13 protein-coding genes and 1 pseudogene are annotated in these 19,689 nt (G+C 66.1%); 8 read left to right on the top strand and 6 right to left on the bottom strand.

Annotation, left to right across the window (positions count from 1 at the left end):
- Positions 1-82: 82 nt before the first annotated feature.
- Entirely contained in the window at positions 83-1,561 is a 1,479-nt protein-coding gene (gene ahcY, locus QK290_RS03070) for an adenosylhomocysteinase (protein ID WP_282329251.1), read from the top strand.
- Between the two features lie 63 nt (positions 1,562-1,624).
- Positions 1,625-2,863, top strand: a complete 1,239-nt coding sequence (locus tag QK290_RS03065; RefSeq protein WP_282329250.1) for an Ig-like domain-containing protein — start codon at positions 1,625-1,627, stop codon at positions 2,861-2,863.
- A gap of 36 nt (positions 2,864-2,899) precedes the next feature.
- Here QK290_RS03065 and QK290_RS03060 read toward each other — a convergent pair whose 3' ends face one another.
- A complete protein-coding gene (locus tag QK290_RS03060) occupies positions 2,900-3,700 on the bottom strand; it encodes an RDD family protein (protein ID WP_282329249.1) in 801 nt (266 codons plus the stop codon).
- A 68-nt stretch (positions 3,701-3,768) separates the two neighbouring features.
- On the opposite strand from QK290_RS03060, the gene QK290_RS03055 reads away from it, so the two are divergent.
- Positions 3,769-4,761: a stage II sporulation protein M gene (locus QK290_RS03055; protein ID WP_282329248.1), complete on the top strand. Its 993-nt coding sequence runs from the start codon at positions 3,769-3,771 to the stop codon at positions 4,759-4,761.
- Between the two features lie 123 nt (positions 4,762-4,884).
- Positions 4,885-5,988, top strand: coding sequence for a TIGR01906 family membrane protein (locus tag QK290_RS03050; RefSeq protein ID WP_282329247.1), 1,104 nt, complete (start codon positions 4,885-4,887; stop codon positions 5,986-5,988).
- Positions 5,989-6,023: 35 nt separating this feature from the next.
- Here QK290_RS03050 and QK290_RS03045 read toward each other — a convergent pair.
- Positions 6,024-7,442, bottom strand: a pseudogene (locus QK290_RS03045) (AMP-binding protein); the annotation flags it as partial.
- 67 nt (positions 7,443-7,509) lie between these two features.
- Entirely contained in the window at positions 7,510-9,192 is a 1,683-nt protein-coding gene (locus tag QK290_RS03040; RefSeq protein ID WP_282329246.1) for a phospholipid carrier-dependent glycosyltransferase, read from the bottom strand.
- A 130-nt stretch (positions 9,193-9,322) separates the two neighbouring features.
- Here QK290_RS03040 and rsmI point away from each other — a divergent pair, with 130 nt between their 5' ends.
- Entirely contained in the window at positions 9,323-10,198 is an 876-nt protein-coding gene (gene rsmI / locus QK290_RS03035; protein ID WP_282329358.1) for a 16S rRNA (cytidine(1402)-2'-O)-methyltransferase, read from the top strand.
- 171 nt (positions 10,199-10,369) lie between these two features.
- Complete coding sequence (locus QK290_RS03030; RefSeq protein WP_282329245.1) at positions 10,370-11,869, top strand: NAD-dependent succinate-semialdehyde dehydrogenase; 1,500 nt, start codon at positions 10,370-10,372, stop codon at positions 11,867-11,869.
- Positions 11,870-11,953: 84 nt separating this feature from the next.
- On the opposite strand, the gene QK290_RS03025 is transcribed toward QK290_RS03030, so the two are convergent.
- From QK290_RS03025 to QK290_RS03015, 3 genes are read right to left on the bottom strand one after another with little or no spacing between them, the layout of a single operon-like run.
- Entirely contained in the window at positions 11,954-14,440 is a 2,487-nt protein-coding gene (locus QK290_RS03025; RefSeq protein ID WP_282329244.1) for a DUF3488 and transglutaminase-like domain-containing protein, read from the bottom strand.
- The gene (locus QK290_RS03020; RefSeq protein ID WP_282329243.1) at positions 14,437-15,840 is read right to left on the bottom strand and encodes a DUF58 domain-containing protein; all 1,404 of its coding nucleotides are present in this window, start codon (positions 15,838-15,840) and stop codon (positions 14,437-14,439) included. The genes QK290_RS03025 and QK290_RS03020 overlap by 4 nt, the downstream gene beginning before the upstream one ends.
- A gap of 13 nt (positions 15,841-15,853) precedes the next feature.
- The gene (locus tag QK290_RS03015) at positions 15,854-16,963 is read right to left on the bottom strand and encodes a MoxR family ATPase (RefSeq protein ID WP_282329242.1); all 1,110 of its coding nucleotides are present in this window, start codon (positions 16,961-16,963) and stop codon (positions 15,854-15,856) included.
- A 164-nt stretch (positions 16,964-17,127) separates the two neighbouring features.
- Between QK290_RS03015 and QK290_RS03010 the strand changes: the two genes are divergently transcribed.
- Together QK290_RS03010 and QK290_RS03005 are read left to right on the top strand one after the other, a co-directional pair.
- The gene (locus QK290_RS03010; RefSeq protein WP_282329241.1) at positions 17,128-18,087 is read left to right on the top strand and encodes a TatD family hydrolase; all 960 of its coding nucleotides are present in this window, start codon (positions 17,128-17,130) and stop codon (positions 18,085-18,087) included.
- Positions 18,088-18,370: 283 nt separating this feature from the next.
- The gene (locus tag QK290_RS03005; protein ID WP_282329240.1) at positions 18,371-19,534 is read left to right on the top strand and encodes a resuscitation-promoting factor; all 1,164 of its coding nucleotides are present in this window, start codon (positions 18,371-18,373) and stop codon (positions 19,532-19,534) included.
- The last annotated feature ends 155 nt before the right edge of the window (positions 19,535-19,689 follow it).

Here is a 19,689-nt window from a genome sequence, read left to right as displayed (position 1 = left end):
TACCCCGCACCACCACCCGCAGTCGACTTTCGCGCAGACGCTTCAACGCCGTCGCCGCCATCGGACAAAGCAAAGGAACCCCATGACATTTGACTACAAAGTAGCCGACATCTCACTGGCCGAAGCAGGCCGCCACCAGATCCGCCTGGCCGAGCACGAGATGCCCGGCCTGATGTCACTCCGCAAGGAGTTTGGACCCACCCAGCCGCTGAAGGGCGCCCGGATCGCCGGATCCCTGCACATGACGGTGCAGACCGCCGTCCTGATCGAAACCCTCACGGCCCTTGGTGCCGAGGTCCGCTGGGCCTCCTGCAATATCTTCTCCACCCAGGACGATGCCGCCGCGGCCGTCGTAGTGGGCACGGGAACGGTCGAGGACCCGCAGGGTGTCCCGGTGTTCGCCTGGAAGGGCGAAACGCTGGAGGAATACTGGTGGACTGCCCAGCAGATCCTGGCCTGGCCCGGCGCGGACACCAACCCGGAGCTTGGCCCGAACATGATCCTCGACGACGGCGGCGACGCCACCATGCTGGTCCACAAGGGCGTTGAGTTCGAAGCCGCCGGCGCCGTGCCGGCGACAGGCGAGGACGAGTCCGAGGAAGGCCGGATCTTCCTGGACGTGCTTCGCGCCTCGCTGCAGGAAGACCCGCAGCGGTGGACCCGGATCGGGGCCGGGCTGCGCGGCGTCACGGAGGAAACCACCACCGGCGTCCACCGCCTGTACCAGCTCGCGGAGCAGGGCAAGCTGCTGTTCCCGGCCATCAACGTCAACGACTCGGTCACCAAGAGCAAGTTCGATAACAAGTACGGCATCCGCCACTCCTTGCCGGACGGCATCAACCGGGCCACCGATGTCCTGATGGGTGGCAAGGTGGCCGTCGTCTGCGGTTATGGCGACGTCGGCAAGGGAGCCGCAGAAGCATTCCGGGGCCAGGGTTCGCGCGTCATCGTCACCGAGATCGATCCCATCTGCGCCCTCCAGGCAGCCATGGACGGCTACCAGGTTGCCAAGCTTGAGTCGGTGCTGAGCCAAGGCCACATCTTCATTACCACCACCGGCAACAAGGACGTCATCCTGGCCGAACACATGGCTGGCATGCGCGATAAAGCCATCGTCGGCAACATCGGCCACTTTGACAACGAGATCGACATGGCAGGACTGGCGCGGATCCCTGGCATCAGGAAGGTGGAAATCAAGCCCCAGGTACACGAATGGGTGCTCGACGCCGAAACCTCGGAAGAGCGCTCCATCATCGTCCTGTCCGAGGGGCGCCTGCTGAACCTGGGCAATGCAACCGGTCACCCGTCCTTCGTGATGAGCAACTCGTTCGCCAACCAGACCATCGCCCAGATCGAGCTGTGGACCAAGCGGGACCAGCCCGAAGGCGAACGCGAATACAATAACCAGGTCTACGTCCTTCCCAAGATCCTGGACGAAAAGGTTGCCCGGCTGCACCTCGACGCCCTCGACGTGGAACTCACGGAACTTTCCAAGGAACAGGCCGACTACCTGGACCTGGACATCGCCGGACCGTACAAGCCCGAGCACTATCGTTACTGACGTGTGACTCCCCGGGTGCCAACCGCGCCCGGGGCTGTTACGTCCAAGTATTAAGATCGGACCATGGAACCTGTTGCTAAGCCACGCCGGAGGGGGACCGCCAAGAAAATTCTCTTGGTGGCAGCCGTGTGTGTCCTTGCCGCGACGGGCGGAGTTTTCGCCGCCGTCGCGCCGGGCTTCGCGCGCGGCGGACTGGAGTCCGAAGCGAGCTCAGCAGTCCGGTCCGCACCGGGAGTCGCATCGCCCGTGGTGGCCCCGGTCAAGGTGGACGTCACGCCGGCCAACGCCGCGAAGCAGGTGAACCCGGCCACATCCGTGTCCCTCACGGTGGGTAACGGTCGGATCGAGAGCGTGACCCTGACCAGCACAGCCGGTGAAGCCGTCCGTGGTACCTTCGCCGGGGACGGCAGCAGCTGGACTGCGACGGATCCCCTGAAATTCAACACCGAATACAGCCACACATATGTGATCACCGACGGTGCGGGCCGGGAAACGAGCACCACTAACTCGTTCAGTACGGTTTCCAGCACCCATGAGGCGGACGCCGCCATCTACCCCCTGGACGGGATGAAGGTTGGCGTGGGCCAGCCGCTGCAGGTCATTTTCAGCGAACCGGTAGTCAACCGGGATGCCGTGGAGAAAGCCATTAAAATCACCTCCAGCGCAGGGCAGACCGGAGCCTTCCACTGGTTCAGTGACACCATGGTCCGGTACCGACCCGAGGCCTTCTGGGCGGCGAACTCCACCGTCACCATGGACATGCAGCTCTTCGGCGTGGACCTTGGCAACGGCCAGATTGCCAACTTCAACAAAAAAGCCACCGTCAACTTCGGGGACAAGCGGGTGGCCATCGCCGACGCCACCGCCCACACCTTCACGCTCAGCGTCAACGACCAGGTCGTGAAAACCCTGCCGGTCAGTATGGGCGACAAACGCTTCCCGTCAGCGCGTGGCTACGCGGTCCTGATGGAGAAGAACCGCTATGACCACTTCCGGGCCGCCAGCATCGGACTCAAGCCCGGCGATCCCGCCTACTACGGCGAAGTGGACGTCGAATATGCCATCCGTCTCACGCTGAGCGGTGCCTACATTCATCAGGCGCTGGAGTCCGCCTTCCCATACATCGGCAACACGAACGTCTCGCACGGCTGCATCGGGTTCGCTCCCGACGGCGCCGCCTGGGTTTTTGCCAACATGACCACCGGCGATGTGGTTCAGATTGTCAACACCGAAGGCGACTACGCCGCCCTCGACGACGGCTACGGCGACTGGAACATCCCCTGGGCGGAGTACAACAACTAGGAACCGTTCGACTTGCGACCAGGAACACATCCGGTCCTACGGGCCGAACGGCAGGCGGCCCAACCGCTCTGCCGTGGCAGAGTTCCGGCGCCGGGCCTGCCGCAACCGCGCAAGCTCGCGGTGCCGGCGTTCGGCGGTAACTGCCGTCAGGTACTGGTCCGGGCTGGTTCCCGGGGGCGGCGGCGGGGCCACATGCGCGGCCAGTTCCGTGGCGATCGATGCCGCTATTCCGGCGGCGGACAGCGGTGCCATGCGGCCGGCCTGCCGGATGAATTGGGCAGCCTGCCGTGCGGTGGCGTCCGGAATCCGGCCGATGTCCGCTGCTGAGGCCCAGGCCTGAAGCTGCGGCGGAACAAAGACGTGGACCGGCGCCTCGACTGGCACCCGCCGGCGCAGCGCATACGTGCCGGCGAGGATGTCACCCAGCCGCTTGGAGCGGCTGTTGAAGAGGGCGACGCCGATGGCGAGGCCGCCCACGGTCAGGTAGATTTCCACGAACCCGGTCAGCCCCCGGATCACTGCATGGCGGAACCGAATGGCGCCGCCGTCGTCCCGAACCACCCGCAGACCGGCCGCCAGTTTTCCGAGCGAGAGCCCCCGGGTGAGGGTCTCCAGCGCCACGGGGAAAATCACAAAAGAGAAGACTACGCTCACCAGCGTGAGCGCCCGCATTGCCGCTTCGTCAAGGTCCTGGCCGGCGGCTGCGATGCCCAGCAGGATCAGGACCAGCAGGATGATGTTGAACAGCACATCCAGGAGCAGTCCAAGGGCACGGGCGGCGAACGACGCGGGCCGCAGTTCCAGGACAACTGCCTCGCCGGTGATTATCGAACTCAAGCGGATACCCCAATCCCTCGTCAGCCATCCTGCGGACGCTCACAGTCTATGGCGGCTAGGCTGTTGCCGTGGATATGGATGCCTTCTCCGCCGCGAACGGGGACAAGTGGTCAAGGCTGCACCAGCTCGCCCATAAGCGGCGCCTCAGTGGCGAGGAGGCCGACGAACTGCTGCGCCTCTACCAGTCGACGTCGGCGCATCTTTCGTTCATCCGGTCCATTGCCCCGGAGAGCGGCCTGTCCGCCTCCTTGTCCGCCACGCTGGCCCAGGCCCGGATCCGTTTCACGGGCGCGCGGTCCAACGTGGGGGCGGACCTGGCCCGCTTCTTCGTGGTTGCCCTGCCCGCAGCCCTGTACCGCCTGCGGTGGCTGACGGTGGCCTGCGGCGCCGCATTTGTCCTGGTCGCCGGCGCCTACGCGCTCTGGATCGGGACGTCCCCGGATGCCCTGCGGTCCGTTGCCTCGGAGGCTGCGGTCCGGCAGTACGTCGAGGAAGACTTCATTGACTACTATTCGGAAAACCCTGCGGCCTCGTTTGCGGGGGCCGTCTGGACCAACAACGCCTGGATCAGCGCCCAAGCGGTGGCCCTGGGCATCACCGGCATCTGGGTACCCATGATCCTGTTCACGAACGCCCAGAGCGTCGGGATTGCTGCAGGAGTCTTCGCTGCAGTGGGCCAACAGGGTGTGTTTTACACCTACATCCTGCCGCATGGCCTGATGGAACTCACCGCTGTTTTTATTGCCTGCGCTGCCGGCTTACGGATCTTCTGGGCCATGGTGTCCCCGGGACCGCGGACGCGGGGACGGGCCGTGGCGGAGGAAGGCAGATCGCTGATCACCGTGGCCTTGGGCTTAGCGCTGGTGCTGTTCGTCTCCGGATTGGTGGAGGGCTTTGTCACGCCCAGTCCACTTCCGGTGTGGGCCAAGATCGGCATCGGAGTGGCAGTACTGGCCGCGTATTGGAGTTACGTCCTGGTGTGGGGACGGCGGGCCTATGACGCCGGTGAACGCGGCGATTTGCTGGCCGGTGACGCCGGATACAGCGAAATCGCCGTATGAATCCACTGGCGCCGGGGTGGCTCCTCGCCCTCGTGCAGGAGCGGGCGGTAGGCTCAAGATCAGATACACGGCGCTGCCCGGATCAGAGCCGGCAGCGCGGACCCCAACGGAAGTGACGCTGCTGTGAATGACAATTCTCCGACCCCTGCCAAACGCACGGAGCCGCAGCCGGATCCGGACCTGGATACTTCATCGGATACGGACGAACCGGCTTTTGCCTGGCTGAATGACTCCGGCTCCAGCACTCCCGAGGCGTCCCCGGCTGGTAGTTCCGGTTCCGTTCAGGGCGTCGTCAACCAGCCCGAAAGCCGCGCCGGCCGAAAAGCCGCGGAGGCCGCCGTCGAACCTCCCGCCGTCGTTCCTTCCGTAGAAGAGTCACTGCGTAAAGCACCGTCCGCGCAGGGCGCCATCCGAAGCGGTGCCCACTTCAGCGAGCCGCTCCCCACGTCAGCCCTGCAGGTCCGTCCGCCGCAGGAGGAAGTGGAACGCCGCAACGCAGAGCGCGAGAGCGCAGCCAACGCCAAGCCCGTGGCTCCGCGCATCTGGCAAATCCTGCTGGCCCTTTTCTACCCCGTGATCCTGCTGGTGCTTGCCGTTCGTGCGGTCACCAGCCCGCTGTTCCTGTGGACCGAGTACAACCGGCCCGGGTTCCCCGGCGACGGGTACGGCTTCAGTAGCGACGACAGGATGACCTACGGCTCCTACGCGGTTGACTACCTCAGCGACTGGGCGGGGCCGCGGTACCTGGGCGACCTGGTCAACCGCAGCGGCGGGGACCTTTTCAAGGACGGCGAAGTCAGCCACATGGCCGACGTGAAAATTGTCATCCTCTCGGCCTTTGGCGGGGGAGCCCTCCTGATTGTCCTCAGCCTCGTGGCCATCGCGTACCTGCGCCGCCGGAGCACCGGCGGAGTGCGCCGCGGACTATTCGCAGGATCCATCGTTGCGCTGGCGATCATCCTGGGCCTCGGCGCGCTGGCCGTGCTCGGCTGGCAACAGTTCTTCACCGAGTTCCACCGGATCTTCTTCGCCAGCGGTTCCTGGACGTTCGCCCTGGAAGACACCCTGATCAGGCTGTTCCCGGGCCAGTTCTGGATCGATGCCGGCATTGTCATCGCCGCGCTGGTCCTCTTGGCAGCCCTTGTGACGCTCATCCTCACCTGGCCCACGCGCCGCCGTCGCGGGCTGGCCAAGGATGACCAGGACGCCGCTGAGGTGCAGCCCTAAGCGACTTCCCAGCCCTCGGACTTAGCGGTCCGCAACTTGCGGCCCGTGATGGTCAGGAAGCCCTCAGGGTCCAGCTCGCCGAGGTCTCCGGTCCTGAAGAAACCGTCCACGAAGGCCCGTGCGGTGGCGGCTTCGTTGGCGTGGTAACCCTTGAACACGCCGATCCCCTTGACCAGCACTTCGCCGTCCTCGGCCACGCGGATGGTGGTGCCCGGCAGGGGGATGCCCACGCTTCCCACCTTGGTCCGGGCGGGCGTGTTGGACGTGCAGGGCGCCGTTGTTTCGCTCAGCCCATAGCACTCAAGAACCCGGATCCCGGCACCGCGGAAGAAGTGCGCGTCCCCAGGCGCCAAGGGGCCCGAGCCTGATACCGCGTAGCGGACCCGGCCGCCCAGAAGCTGGCGGAGCTTCGGGTACACCAGCCCGTTAAAGACGGCATGCCGCGCCCGCAACGCCAGTCCCGGTCCGCTGCCCCGGCCGCGGGCAGCGTTGTCCTGTGCTGTGGAGAAGCGGACGGCGGCGGCCGACGCTGCCGCGAAGATCCCGGCTTTTACTGACCCGGCAGCCTGGTGCGCGGCCTCCGCCCGGACCTTCGCGAAGATCCGGGGCACCGCCAGGAGGAACGTGGGTTTGAACGTGCCCAGATCCGCCGGCAGATCAGCGGGACCGGTGATATGGCCCACGGTGGCACCGGCGTGGAGACACGCAACCTGGGCGGCGCGGGCGGGCACATTGGCCAGCGGCAGGAACATCAGGGTGCGCGCATTCTGCGCCTTGATGACGTCCGGGAGAAAGGCAACAGCGTTGACGGCCACGAGCGCGAAGTTCCCGTGGGTGATCTCGCAGCCTTTGGGATGTCCCGTGGTCCCGGAGGTATAGACCAGGGACGCGACGTCGTCCAGGTCCGCGGCGGAGCGGTGGCGTTCCAGCTCGGCATCCGTGACGCCCATTCCGGCAGCCGAGAGGCTGGCGAGGTTCGGGGCGTCGCCGTCGTTATCCATCCTCACCACGGTGACCAGCCGGTCCTTGAGCAGAGTGGAGGTCTCCAGGATGCCTGTAATAAGCGACACCTTGCCGCGGTCCTGTGCGAACGCCCGCCGCGCGCCGGAGTGGTGCAGGATCCACTCCATCTGGCCGGGGGTCGAGGTCTCGTCGATGGGGACGCTCACGCCGCCGGCAAACCAGATGGCGAAGTCCACCAGGGCCCACTCATAGCGGGTCGCGGACATGACGGCCACGGTGTCGCCCGGCTCCAGGCCGCCGGCGATCAGTCCTTTGGCGAGGGCACAGACATCGTGCAGGAATTTTTGCGCCGGAACGTCGGTCCAGCCGTTGGGGCCTTTGCGCGCGTAGAGGGCGTGGGACGGGTTTGCGGCCTCCCGCTGGCGCAGGAGATCGGTGACATTGCTGCCGGGCTCCAGTTCCACCAGGAGTTTTGTGCTTGCTTCCCGCACGGGTGGCGTCTCCGTTCCGCTGCCTTAACGCAGTTCGCGGCTGGTCAGGGTCTGATGCAATCCTGCCTTAGATCCAGGACGGCATCCACATCCGGAAGCGCCATTCCTGGTAGGGGATGGTCTCCGCCGTCCACACAGGGTAGAAGAAAGCGGACAGCAGGACTGCCCCGGCGACGAAGAGTGCCACCAGATAAACACCGGAGCGCCGGCGCCACAGGGGGTCGGTGTCCCGGCCCAGGACAAGGCCCAGGCAATACACCAGCGCGAGCACCAGGAAAGGCTCAAAGGAGACTGCGTAAAAGAAAAACATGGTCCGCTCCGGGTACATGAACCACGGCAGATAGCCGGCACCCACACCCGCGAGGATCGCGCCTGCACGCCAATCACGGCGCCCTGCCCACCAGAACAGCAGGACCACCAGCGAGATGGCCGCTCCCCACCAGATCATCGGGTTCCCCACCGAGAGGATGGCAGAGGCGCAGTTGGGCACGTCGCATCCCGGAACGCCCTGCTCCGGTGTCTGGTAGAAGAACGACGTCGGCCGGCCCATCACCAGCCAGCTCCAGGCACTTGCCTCATAGGGGTGTTCGGAGCCCAGCCCCTGATGGAACTTGTAGGCCTCCAGGTGGTAATGCGCCAGGGAACGCAAGGAGTCAGGCAGCCAGCCCCACTCCGCCGAGGGGTTACTCCGGGCCCACTGCCGGAAGTAGGCGCCCTCGGAACGGAACCAGCCCGTCCAGGTGGCGGCGTAGACCACCACGGCAACCGGAACCATGCTGGCAAAGGCCTGGAGCCCGTCCTTGATGATTCCGCCGCTGACCCAACCGCGGATTCCCGCGACGCGCCGTGCATTGAGGTCCCACAGGACCGTCAGCACCCCGAAGCCGGCGAGGAAAAACAGGCCCGACCACTTGGTGCCCACCGCGAGGCCCATGCACACGCCTGCGGCGAGACGCCACCAGCGGATCCCCAGCCATGGCCCCGCCAGCAGCTGACTGGGTGAGGGCTGGCCCTTCGGGGACGCGGCCGCGAGCCGTCCGAGCCGCGCGGCCAGCCGCCGTCGACCGTCATCGCGGTCCAGCAGCAATGCTCCGAAGGCCGCCAGGATCCAGAACATCAGGAAGATGTCCAGGAGTGATGTCCGTGACATCACCAGGTGGTGGCCGTCGACGGCGAGCAGCAGGCCCGCGGCGGCAGCCAGCGGCAGTGAGCGGAACAGTTTCAACGCAATCAGGGTGAGCAGCAGGACGGACAGGGTCCCGGTGAGTGCGGCCGCAAACCGCCAGCCGAACGGATTATCAGCCCCGAACAGCCACATGCCACCGGCGATCATCCATTTGCCCACGGGCGGATGGACCACGTACTCGGGAGTGTCTAGGAGGATGGCCGGGTTACCCGCGTTGAATGAGTCGTTGGCCTTGTCCGGCCAGCCCCGTTCGTAGCCGCTGACCAGGTAGGAGTAGGCGTCCTTGACGTAGTACGTTTCATCGAAGACCAGGCTGTGCGGCGTGTCCAGCCGCACAAAGCGGAGTACGCCCCCGATCGCGGAGATCAGGGCAGGAACCAGCCAGAACCAGAGACGCAGCGACGGCGGGTAATCCCGCCAGCCGCGGGTGCTTCCGATCAGGCGCTCGCGAAGGGCTGCAGCGAAGAAGACGTTCGCCGGACGGGCGATCCAGGGGCCTCGTTCCGGCTGGTTGGTTTGGCCTGCCTCGGCAGGCCGCATAGAGGTCTGCGTCACGAGCCCCATGGTACCTTTTGCAGCTTGGGCCGCCTGCCAGCAGTACGCTGGGGGAGTGGACCCTAACCCCAGCACCTTCGCCGATTCCCGCCCTGCAGAACCTTCCGTTGCCGCCGGGGAGGAGCCTGCGGCAGGGGCGCTGGTGACAGCGGACCCGGCTGCAGCGGCACCAGTTGCCACGGGGCCAGGCCGGATTGTGCTGGCGGCGACGCCCATCGGCAATGCCGGCGACGCGTCGGCCCGCCTGATCGAACTCCTGGGTACGGCGGACATCGTGGCCGCCGAAGACACCAGGCGCCTGCACCGCCTGGTCCAGAACCTCGGAGTCACCGTCGCCGGGCGGGTCATCAGCTACCACGAGCACAACGAGGCCACTAAGACCGCGGAGCTGCTGGAGCACGTCCGGGCCGGCAAAACCCTGGTGATGGTCACTGACGCCGGCATGCCTTCGGTTTCGGACCCGGGGTTCCGGCTCGTGGAAGGAGCTGTGGCCGCGGGACTGACCGTGACAGCCGTTCCGGGCCCGTCTGCGGTTCTGACCGCCCTGGCTCTTTCCGGCCTGCCCACCGACCGATTCTGTTTTGAGGGGTTCCTGCCCCGCAAAGCCGGCGAACGGGCGTCGCGGTTGGCGGACCTTTCGGCCGAACGCCGGACCATGGTGTTTTTTGAGGCCCCGCACCGCCTGGAATCGATGCTGCGGGCGCTGCGCGAGCGCTTCGGTGCCGAGCGGCGGATCGCCGTCTGCCGCGAACTGACCAAGACCTACGAGGAAGTCATCCGCGGGACGGTCGGGGAACTGTTGCTGTGGGCCGAAGGCAATGAGGTCCGCGGCGAGATTGCCGTGGTGCTGGGCGGCGCTCCCGAGCAGGCGCCGGGGACCCCCGAAGACCACGTAGCGGCCGTCAACGAGTTGGTGGCCCAGGGAATCCGACTGAAGGAAGCTGTGGCCGCCGTCGCTGAGGACGTCCGCGTCAGCAAGCGGGAGCTGTACGCGGCAGTCCTCGCGGCACGCTGAGCAAGCGAAAAATCAGCTGTGCAGCTGCACAACACTGTCTGGTATCTGTAGTGCTTCCAGGCGTAGACCCTCTGGCGGCCAGGGCGGTAGTCTGACAGTAAATCAGCCGGGAAGGCAGGCCACCAGGCCTGTGTAGTGGCTGCACCAAACCTTACTGACGAGGGAGTCAACGTGACTGTCACCGCACTGCCAGCTGTTACCGCGGAGCGCGAAAGCGCGCTGCTGGCCTCTGTTCCCACCGGACTGCTGATCAACGGCGAATGGCGCCCGGCGGCTTCAGGCAAGACGTTCGACATCGAAGACCCCGCGACGGGGAAGGCGCTCCTCAGCATCGCTGACGCCGGCCCCGAAGACGGCAAGGCTGCTTTGGACGCGGCCGCCGCCGCGCAGGAATCGTGGGCGAGGGTTCCGGCCCGTGAACGCGGTGAAATCCTCCGCCGTGCTTTTGAAATGGTTACGGCGCGTGCCGAGGACTTCGCGCTGCTGATGACCATGGAGATGGGCAAGCCGCTGGCGGAGGCCCGGGGCGAGGTCACGTATGGCGCCGAGTTCCTGCGTTGGTTCTCCGAGGAAGCCGTCCGCGCGTTTGGCCGCTACTCGGTCTCGCCCGATGGCAAGTCCCGCCTGCTGGTCACCAAGAAGCCGGTGGGCCCGTGCCTGCTGATCACGCCGTGGAATTTCCCGTTGGCCATGGCCACGCGCAAGATCGCCCCCGCCGTGGCAGCCGGCTGCACCATGGTGCTGAAGTCCGCCAACCTCACGCCGCTGACCTCGCAACTGTTCGCCGCCGTCATGCAGGAGGCGGGCCTGCCCGCCGGAGTCCTGAACGTCATTCCCACGTCCACTGCAGGCGCAACCACCGGCCCGCTGATCAAGGACCAGCGCCTGCGCAAGCTGTCCTTCACCGGCTCCACCGAGGTAGGACGCCGCCTGCTCGCCGATGCCTCCGAGACTGTGCTGCGGACTTCCATGGAGCTTGGCGGCAACGCCCCGTTCGTGGTCTTCGAAGACGCGGACCTGGACGCCGCTGTCGCCGGTGCCATGTTGGCGAAGCTGCGGAACATGGGCGAGGCCTGCACCGCCGCGAACCGGTTCATCGTGCACGAATCCGTCGCCGACGAATTCGCCCAGAAGTTCGCCGCGAAAATGGGCGAAATGACCACCGCCCGCGGCACGGAACCGGAATCCAAGGTCGGTCCCCTGATCGACGCCAAGAGCAGGGACAAGGTCCACGAACTTGTCGCCGACGCCGTCGCCTCCGGCGCCAAAGCTGTCCTGGGCGGCGCCCCGGCCGAAGGCCCAGGCTACTTCTACCCGCCCACCATCCTCACCGGAGTCACCGAAGGCACCCGGATCCTGTCCGAGGAAATCTTCGGCCCCGTCGCACCGATCATCACCTTCGGCAGCGAGGACGAAGCGGTCCGCCTGGCCAACAACACCGAGTACGGGCTGGTGGCATACGTGTTCACGCGCGACCTGAACCGCGGCATCCGGATGGGCGAACGGCTCGAGACCGGCATGCTGGGCTTGAACGCCGGCGTCATCTCCAACGCCGCCGCACCGTTCGGCGGCGTCAAGCAGTCCGGGCTGGGACGTGAAGGCGGCCTCGAGGGCATCGAGGAATATCTCTACACCCAGTACATCGGCATCGCGGACCCCTACGCCGGCTGAACGGACCAATCCTCCGGCTGACAGGATTATCCTCCGGTCAGATGGGTCCTCCAGCGCCTGCGGGCAGCCAACAGCAGCTGGCTGCTATTGGCTGCCCCGCGGCCGGAACAAGCGGTCGCGCGCCCTCGACCAGGAGCGTGCGGCGGCTTTTGCCATCACGCGTGCCAGACGGTTGAACCCCCTAAACGGGGCGACCAGGAGCCAGGCCCACAGGCCCAGAACGGACGGCGGGAGCCAGTCGGCACGGAGGCGTCGGGGGAGTGAGGCGTTGGCTCGCAAGGACTGCTGTACCGCCGCGATGCGCGGGGCAATCGCCCCAGTCCTGCCGCGGCCTGCTGGGTCCTGGACAGGCGGCCCGTAGTGCCGGCGTTCGAAGTCGGAGGTGAGGCTGCGGATGGCCTGATGCGCGGCGTCGTCCATTCCACCGCTCTCGCCGAGCAGCGATGACTGGCGGAGCCGTGCGGAATACGTCCGGGCTGTTTCGCTGGATTCCGGTGGCAGGCCGTAGTCAGTTCCGAGGTCGCGGATTTCAGCCCACGCCAGCGGAACCGCGTCCTCCCGGGCCCGGTCCTCGGTGCGGAGCCGCCGTGCACGCCGCCCCATCCTCACCAGCCGTGGCGAGGCCGCCAAAAGGACAAGGCCAAGCGCGGCCGCCGTCCCGAGCAGCCACGGCAGGAGCACCGGCCCCACGTCCCCATCGCCGCCACCTGCACCGGGGAGGGGCGCGGCCGAAGCACCCGGTGTGGAGGCCGGGGCTGTTGTGCCCGGAAGGAGGTCGGCGTTGTTTTCCAGCGACCCGGGGCTACCCGGGTTGTTGGTTTCCGTGGCGTACGCGGGTATGACACCACGCGACGGGGTGGGTTCAAACGGCACCCACCCAAGTCCCTGGAAGTAGAGTTCGGGCCAGGCATGGGCATCCCGGGCGTCCACCTCATACTGGGGCAGTGCACCTTGCCCGGTTACGGACACCGTGGAACCGGTGGTACGGCCCGGCGCGTAGCCCACCGCGATGCGGCTGGGGATACCCTCCAAGCGTGCCATTACAGCCATCGCGGACGAGAAGTGGATGCAGTAACCGCTCTTCTGGGTCAGGAAATCGGCCAGCACCGAAAGCCCATTCCCGTCATAGCCGCCCTGGACAGGTGACTGGAGTGAATAGGTGAACTCACCCGACCGAAGGTATTTCTGGATGGCCATGGCCTTGGCGAAGGGCGTGTCGCTGGACGCCGTCACCGTGGCAGCGGTGCTCCGGACTATGTCCGGGACGTTGCCGGGAACCCTGGTGAAATCATCACGGATTCCCCGCACGGCCTGCGATGACTGTTGCAGCAGTGCGGCCGTGAGCTTAGGCGTCGAGGACACCACAATGTATTGCTGTGCCCGCGAGTTGCTGTTGGACCCCTTGACGGCCAGCGTGGCCGGGTCCCACGTCCAGGAGCCGTTGAGCCCGCGGATTGACTCAGGCGCATACGGCAACGGCAGATACGGGCTGGTGAACGTGCCCGTATCCACGGCAGTCACCTGGCGGAGTTGCTCCTCGGCGACGATCTCGTAGCCCGTCTCAAGCTGTCCGGCCACGGGGCGGCGCTCGGCGTCCCGGTCATCAGGTCCCCAGGATTCGCCGTCGAAATTGTCAACAGTGACGGACCGCAGATAGAGCGACCCGGACGCATTGGTGGCATAAGTGATCCGCCCGCTGCCGGCTGGTGCCCGCAGGCTGTTTCCCAAGGTAATCATGGGATTCAGGCCGGTGCCGGCGCCCCAAGGGTTCAGCCGGGCGCCCTGCGGAAACGTGCCGTGCTCGAAACCGGGAATCGCCGCCGGCACCGCCAGGGTTGCCACCAGCGCCACGGTTCCGGTCAGCACGGCCCGACGCAGCTGGCCGGGATTCCGGCCGCTGTCGGCTGATGTGCGGGAATCCGGCGCAAACCACTGGCTGCACGCGAGGATCAGCAGATATCCGGCTACCGTGGCAATGAAGCCCCAAACCCCGACGCTCTGGGGCTTCACCGTGGCGGGGACCACCAGAATGGCCAGAAGGCCCAGCCCGGTTGTTGCTGGCATGCCAAGCGGCACGGCCAGCGCATCGATGAGGATGACGGTCAGGCCCAGGGCTGCGCAGCAGACCATCACGATCCCTGCATTCGGAGCCACCGGGGCACTTTCCGCAAGGACCGTCTCGCTCGCACGGCTGATGAACCTGTCCACTTCGGCCAGGGTTGCCCCGGACGGGATGAAACCGGCAATGCCCGTGCTCCGGAAGAACGTCAGTGTTAGAACCGCGATCAGCGACGCAAAGCCGCCGGCTGCCACCATCAGGGGTTGGGCCCGCAGTGCGCGGAGCGCGGCGATGGACAGGCAGACCACCACTACCGTGGTCAGGATGGGCAAGTACCAGGCCCAGCCGCGCAGGACGCCGTTGAGGGAAATTGCGGCGCCCGCAACAGATAGCGCCACAGCCCCGGCCATGGCCCAGGGGTACGCCCCAACCCGCGTCGGTGCCGGGACTTGTCCGGGGGTACCCGTTGCTGCCTTGTCGCGGGAAACGTTGCGTCCCGGTGCCAGCGTCACCGCCCCACCCCCGCTCCGCGGCGCACGTCTGCAGCCGCCGTGGCAGGCGCAGCACCGGCGTGGTCGAAGTGGGTCCAGGCATCCGGGACTGAAATCGAGGTTGTCACAGCCACTGCCCTCCAGCCGCCCCGGCGGAGTGCCTCCAAAGAGTCCTCGGCATCCGCCGGCCTGTCGGAAACGATGATGGCGAAGGCATTCGCGCCGTAACCCGCCGCCGGAGCAAGGGCTCTGGCCTCGCTCGGCGAGATCCTGCCGAGCACGGCAATCAGGGGACCCCGCATCCGGTGGGCCGAGAGTTTATCCATGAGGTGATCGTCGAAATCAGCCGGTCCGGCATCCTGGCCACCGTGGTCCCGGGCAGCATGGTGCGGACCGGAGAGCTGGATGGCAGCGAGGCTTTCGGCGATCGACTGGAGTCCGGACACTCCGCTGAACTCTTCCGCCTCCGGTTCCGGCGCGGACGGGGAACGGAGGAACGCGGGTTCGCCGCGGGGGTCCAGGAGGCGGAGGGCGTAGCTGCGCTCCGACAGGTGCGTGCAGATGGAGATCGCGGCCACCACGGCCCACTCGAAGGTGCCGCTGGTGATCATCTCGTGGCCGTCCGCGGACGCACTGCCCCCGAGACCAGAACCGTGGCCAGCGGAAAACGCAGCGAACCGTTGGTCCAGGATGACGGTGGCCTCCGGTGTCGTGACGGATTCCTCCTGACGTACCATCAGGGCGCCGTGGTGGGCGGTCGCGGCCCAATGCACCCTGCGCATCGGATCGCCCGGGCGGTATTCACGGGTCATGACGTCATCGTCGCTGGGGTTGGCACGGGTTCGCGTGGCTGTGATGCCGTCGTTCCCGCGGGCTCCCGCGAGGCCCGTCGCGGGAAGCTCGACGGCGGCGGGCGTCACGGTGAGCGTGTCGCCGTCGTCAATTGACCGCCGGTGCAGGGACAACCCGAACGGATCCGTGAACTCGGCTGTTACCGGGCCGATCAGGTATTGTCCGCGTTTGGTGGATCGCAGACGATATTCGTACCTGCTGGTCCCGCCCTTGGCGGAGCGGGACGGAAAATGGAAGGCCGGGGATTCCCCGAACCGTGGCGGCAGCCGTTCCTCCATGATGGCCCGGCCGCCCCCGGAACCGGTCCGTGCCACGGCGAGCCTAACCGTGGTGGCAGCGGAGGTTTCCACCGGGGACGGGTTGAACTCGCGGTAGACCTGGAATCGCGGCTTGAGGAGCCTGATTCCGGCGAGTGAAACCAAGGGAAGGACTATGAGCAGAACACTCAAACTCAGCAGATCCCGCCGTCCCATGATTTGGGCAGACAACAGGCAGACGGCGCCGGCGGCCAGGAGCCCCCAGCCACGCTGGCTGAAAAGGTGCCGGGGGAGTCGGTCACGCAGCGCCATGTGACAGCCCAGCCTAGTGGTTCCGGCGCAATCCGGCGGGCGGGGCCGATGACCGGGCCGGGTTTTTCACCGGCTCCTGGTTCACCGGGAGCCGGGAGAGGATGCCCCGGATGACGGTGTGCGGCGTCTCGCCGGCGCCGGCTGCCTTGCGGTCCAGGATGATCCGGTGGGCCAGCACGGATTCCGCCACGCCGACGACGTCGTCGGGCAGCACAAAATCGCGGCCGTCCAGGGCCGCTGTGGCCTTCGCAGCCCGGAGCAGCTGGAGCATGGAGCGTGGGCTGGCGCCCAGCCGGAGCAGCGGGCTTCCGCGCGTTGCGCGGCCTACCGAGACCGTGTATTCCTTGACCGCCTGGGATACGTAAACCTGCTGGACGGTTGCGATCATCGCTGCGACGTCGGCCGCGGTGATCACGGGCGAGACCTTGGCCAACGGGGAGGTCGCCTGATGAGTCTCCAGCATCTCGATCTCGGAGTCCTTGTCCGGATAGCCCATGGAAATCCGTGCCATAAAACGGTCGCGCTGGGCTTCTGGGAGTGGGTAGGTGCCTTCCATCTCGATCGGGTTCTGGGTGGCCACCACCATGAACGGTTCGTCGAGTTTGTAAGAGTCGCCGTCCACCGTGACCTGGTGTTCCTCCATGCACTCCAGGAGGGCTGATTGCGTCTTGGCGGACGCGCGGTTGATTTCATCGCCAATGACGATGTTGGCGAACACAGCACCCGGGCGGAACTCGAAAAGCCGCGACGCCTGGTTGTAGATGGACACGCCCGTTACGTCCGAGGGCAGCAGGTCCGGGGTGAACTGGATGCGGCTGACCGTGCAGTCGATGCTCCGGGCCAGGGTTTTGGCCAGAAGGGTCTTGCCCACGCCCGGCACGTCCTCCAGGAGCAGATGGCCCTGGGCCAGCAAAACTGTCAGGGCGAGCCTGGCCGCATCCGACTTTCCGTCGATGACGGTGTTAACCGATGCCAGGATTCGCTGGCTGGCCGCGTGGAATGCTTCCCTGTCCATGGCTGCTGACTTATGGCCGTTGAGCTGGCCCACTTGCTCCGACACGGCGGAAAAGTTCCGGCTGGCAGGGGTCACCTCGTTGACAGCGGTGCGGCGGTGGGAATCCATCTGCAACCTTTCAGCCCCGGGATCGCCCGGAACGGGACAGCAGGCCTGCCTTCGCCCGGCGGTGGGCGTTCGCGTCTGTTCGTACCAGCCTACTAACACAACTGCCCTCGCTGACAGAGAGTTCCGGGAATTCTGCGGGGATCGGCCGCCGCTAGGCTTGAGGGATGTGCAAATCGCTGATTCCCGCCGCCTACCGCGCAGTCGGGACGGACCCTGAAGATGGAGCCCACGCTGCCGCTGAGGCCGCAGCCGGTGCAGCGGCCGGCACCCCAGCCAGCGCCGGGCGGCAGGCGCGGCCGGACTATCCGCCCGCGCCGGAGCCGTTGCCGGTCCCCGTGATGGACAACCATACGCACCTGGACTTCCCCGACGGTGAGAGCCCCGTGGGGATCGCCGCGGCGATGGATGCGGCCCAGGCCGTCGGAGTGCAGGGGGCTGTCCAGGTGGGCTGCGACCTGGAGTCCTCTCGGTTCACAGTCCGCGCCGTTGACCTGGACAGCAGGTTGCTGGGCGCCGTGGCACTGCACCCCAACGATGCCCCGGACTATGCCAGGCGTGGCGAGCTGGAGGATGCGCTGACGGAGATTGAGCGATTGGCCGCCCATCCCCGGATCAGGGCCATCGGCGAGACCGGCCTCGATTTCTTCCGCACAGAAGGGGACGGCCTTGCCCACCAGCGCTATTCGTTCCGGCGGCATATCGATATCGCCAAGCGACTGAACCTGACGCTGCAGATCCACGACCGCGACGCTCACGACGACGTGGTGCAGGTCCTGCGCGAGGAGGGGGCTCCGGAACGGGTGGTGTTTCATTGCTTCTCGGGTGATGAGGCGCTCGCCAGGATCTGCAACGCTGCGGGCTGGAACATGTCCTTCGCCGGCACCCTGACGTTTAAAAATGCCGCCAACCTCCGCGCCGCACTGGCGGTGGCAGACCCGGACCTCATGCTGGTGGAAACGGATGCGCCGTTCCTGACTCCGCATCCGCACCGCGGCCGTCCCAACGCCAGCTATATGGTGCCGTACACCGTCCGCGCCATGGCCGAATTGACAGGAACTGACCTCGCTGAGCTCTGCACCCGGATCAGCGAGAATACCGCGCGGGCGTACGGATCGTGGGACTGATCCCGGCCTCGACAGATGGCTTGATAAACATACTTCGTATGTAAAATTCTTGGCCGCTTTATAACGCTACGGTTACAGTAGAGAACTATTAGCCGGGGTCGGGGAAGGCCTTCGGATAATTTCACTCCATTCGCAGCAGGACCAGGCAGGGCTTTGATGCCCCCTGCCTGCCGCGCGGAGTGTGGCGGCGCAACGGTGCCCGGAGCTTGTCCCCAGGGTCACGCGCCGGCCATTTTACTGCGTTTTTCCCCGTGCCCGGATCGATCTAAAGTTACGGGCAATCGTGGTCAAGCTCTTCACAACGGACGGCAAGTTCAGTTTTATCAAGGTGGGCACCCAACTCGTGGTGCTTTGTGCGCTGGTGTTGGGCCTCGTGGCCTTCGTCGGAAATAACAAAACCGTTACCCTCAACGTCGATGGAAACGTGACTTCGGTCCAGTCCTTCGGCGGCACCGTGGGCCAGGTAGTAAAAAGCGCAAGCGTAGAACTGAAGTCGGCTGACCGCGTCTCGCCCCCGGCGGACGCCAAAGTGGAGAACGGCACCGTGATAAACGTCAACATGGCCAAGGCCGTGAAGGTCAGCCTGGACGGTTCCGAAAAGACCATAAACACCACGGCGCCGGATGTTGCTGGCCTCGTGACCGAACTCGGGGTGGCCAGCGCCTCCTCCGTCTCCGTCCCGAAGGACGCCCAGCTCGCTGTGGCCGGATCCTTTGTATCGATCTCCACGCCCAAGTCCGTCAGTATTGTGGCCGATGGTAAGGCCGCCACGGCCACCACCACCGCGGGGACCGTCGCGCAGGTGTTGGAGGACGCCGGCATCACCCTAGGCGTCGACGACCGCACCTCGCAGCCGGGCAACGCGCACGTGGTCAACAACATGGTGGTCAAGGTCTCCCGGGTGGATACCAGCCAGACCGCAGCCACCACTGAAAATGTTGCTTTCGACAGCATGACCACCGAAAGCGCCGAGCTCTTCAAAGGCGAGAAAGAGGTCACCCAGGCCGGCGTGGCCGGCAAGGTGGACAAGAGCTTCAAACTGGTGATGGTTGACGGCCGTGAAGCCTCGCGGACCCTGGTCTCCGAAACGGTTTCCGTGCCCGCCGTCACTGAAAAGGTCACGGTCGGCACCAAGGCAAAGCCAGCGGCCGTGGCCGTGACCGCGGCCGGAACGAACACCGGCGCCGCAGCCCCGGCCATGATGAACGAGGCCATGTGGGACAAAATCGCCCAGTGTGAGTCAACCGGAAACTGGTCCATCAACTCGGGCAACGGCTACTACGGCGGCCTCCAGTTCGACATCCGGACCTGGATCGGTTCCGGCGGCGGCGCCTACGCCCCCAACGCCAGCCTCGCCACAAAGGCGCAGCAGATCGACATAGCCAACCGCGTGTACGCACAGCGAGGCCTCCAGCCGTGGGGCTGTGGCTGGGCCGCTACAAGTTAGCCGCCATTAAGCACATGCGCTGGCGGCAGCTGACCACAACCGCCAGGTAAGCAGTAGGCGGCGGCCGGTCCCGGATTGTCCCGGGGCCGGCCGCCGCCGTTAAGCGGAAAAGCATGCCGCCTAACACGCATGATCCGCCCGGAAAGCGGGTGGAC

The sequence above is a fragment of the Pseudarthrobacter sp. AL07 genome, assembly GCF_029960665.1.
Lineage (GTDB): Bacteria > Actinomycetota > Actinomycetes > Actinomycetales > Micrococcaceae > Arthrobacter.
This window is presented reverse-complemented; position numbering and strand designations above follow the sequence as displayed.

What these genes read in the sequence shown, in the direction of transcription:
- QK290_RS03040 (WP_282329246.1), bottom strand. Translation starts at nt 9,192, where the DNA reads ATGGGGCTCGTGACGCAGACCTCTATGCGGCCTGCCGAGGCAGGCCAA.
- QK290_RS03020 (WP_282329243.1), bottom strand. Translation starts at nt 15,840, where the DNA reads ATGGCGCTGCGTGACCGACTCCCCCGGCACCTTTTCAGCCAGCGTGGC.
- ahcY (WP_282329251.1), top strand. Translation starts at nt 83, where the DNA reads ATGACATTTGACTACAAAGTAGCCGACATCTCACTGGCCGAAGCAGGC.
- QK290_RS03015 (WP_282329242.1), bottom strand. Translation starts at nt 16,963, where the DNA reads ATGGATTCCCACCGCCGCACCGCTGTCAACGAGGTGACCCCTGCCAGC.
- QK290_RS03010 (WP_282329241.1), top strand. Translation starts at nt 17,128, where the DNA reads ATGTGCAAATCGCTGATTCCCGCCGCCTACCGCGCAGTCGGGACGGAC.
- QK290_RS03065 (WP_282329250.1), top strand. Translation starts at nt 1,625, where the DNA reads ATGGAACCTGTTGCTAAGCCACGCCGGAGGGGGACCGCCAAGAAAATT.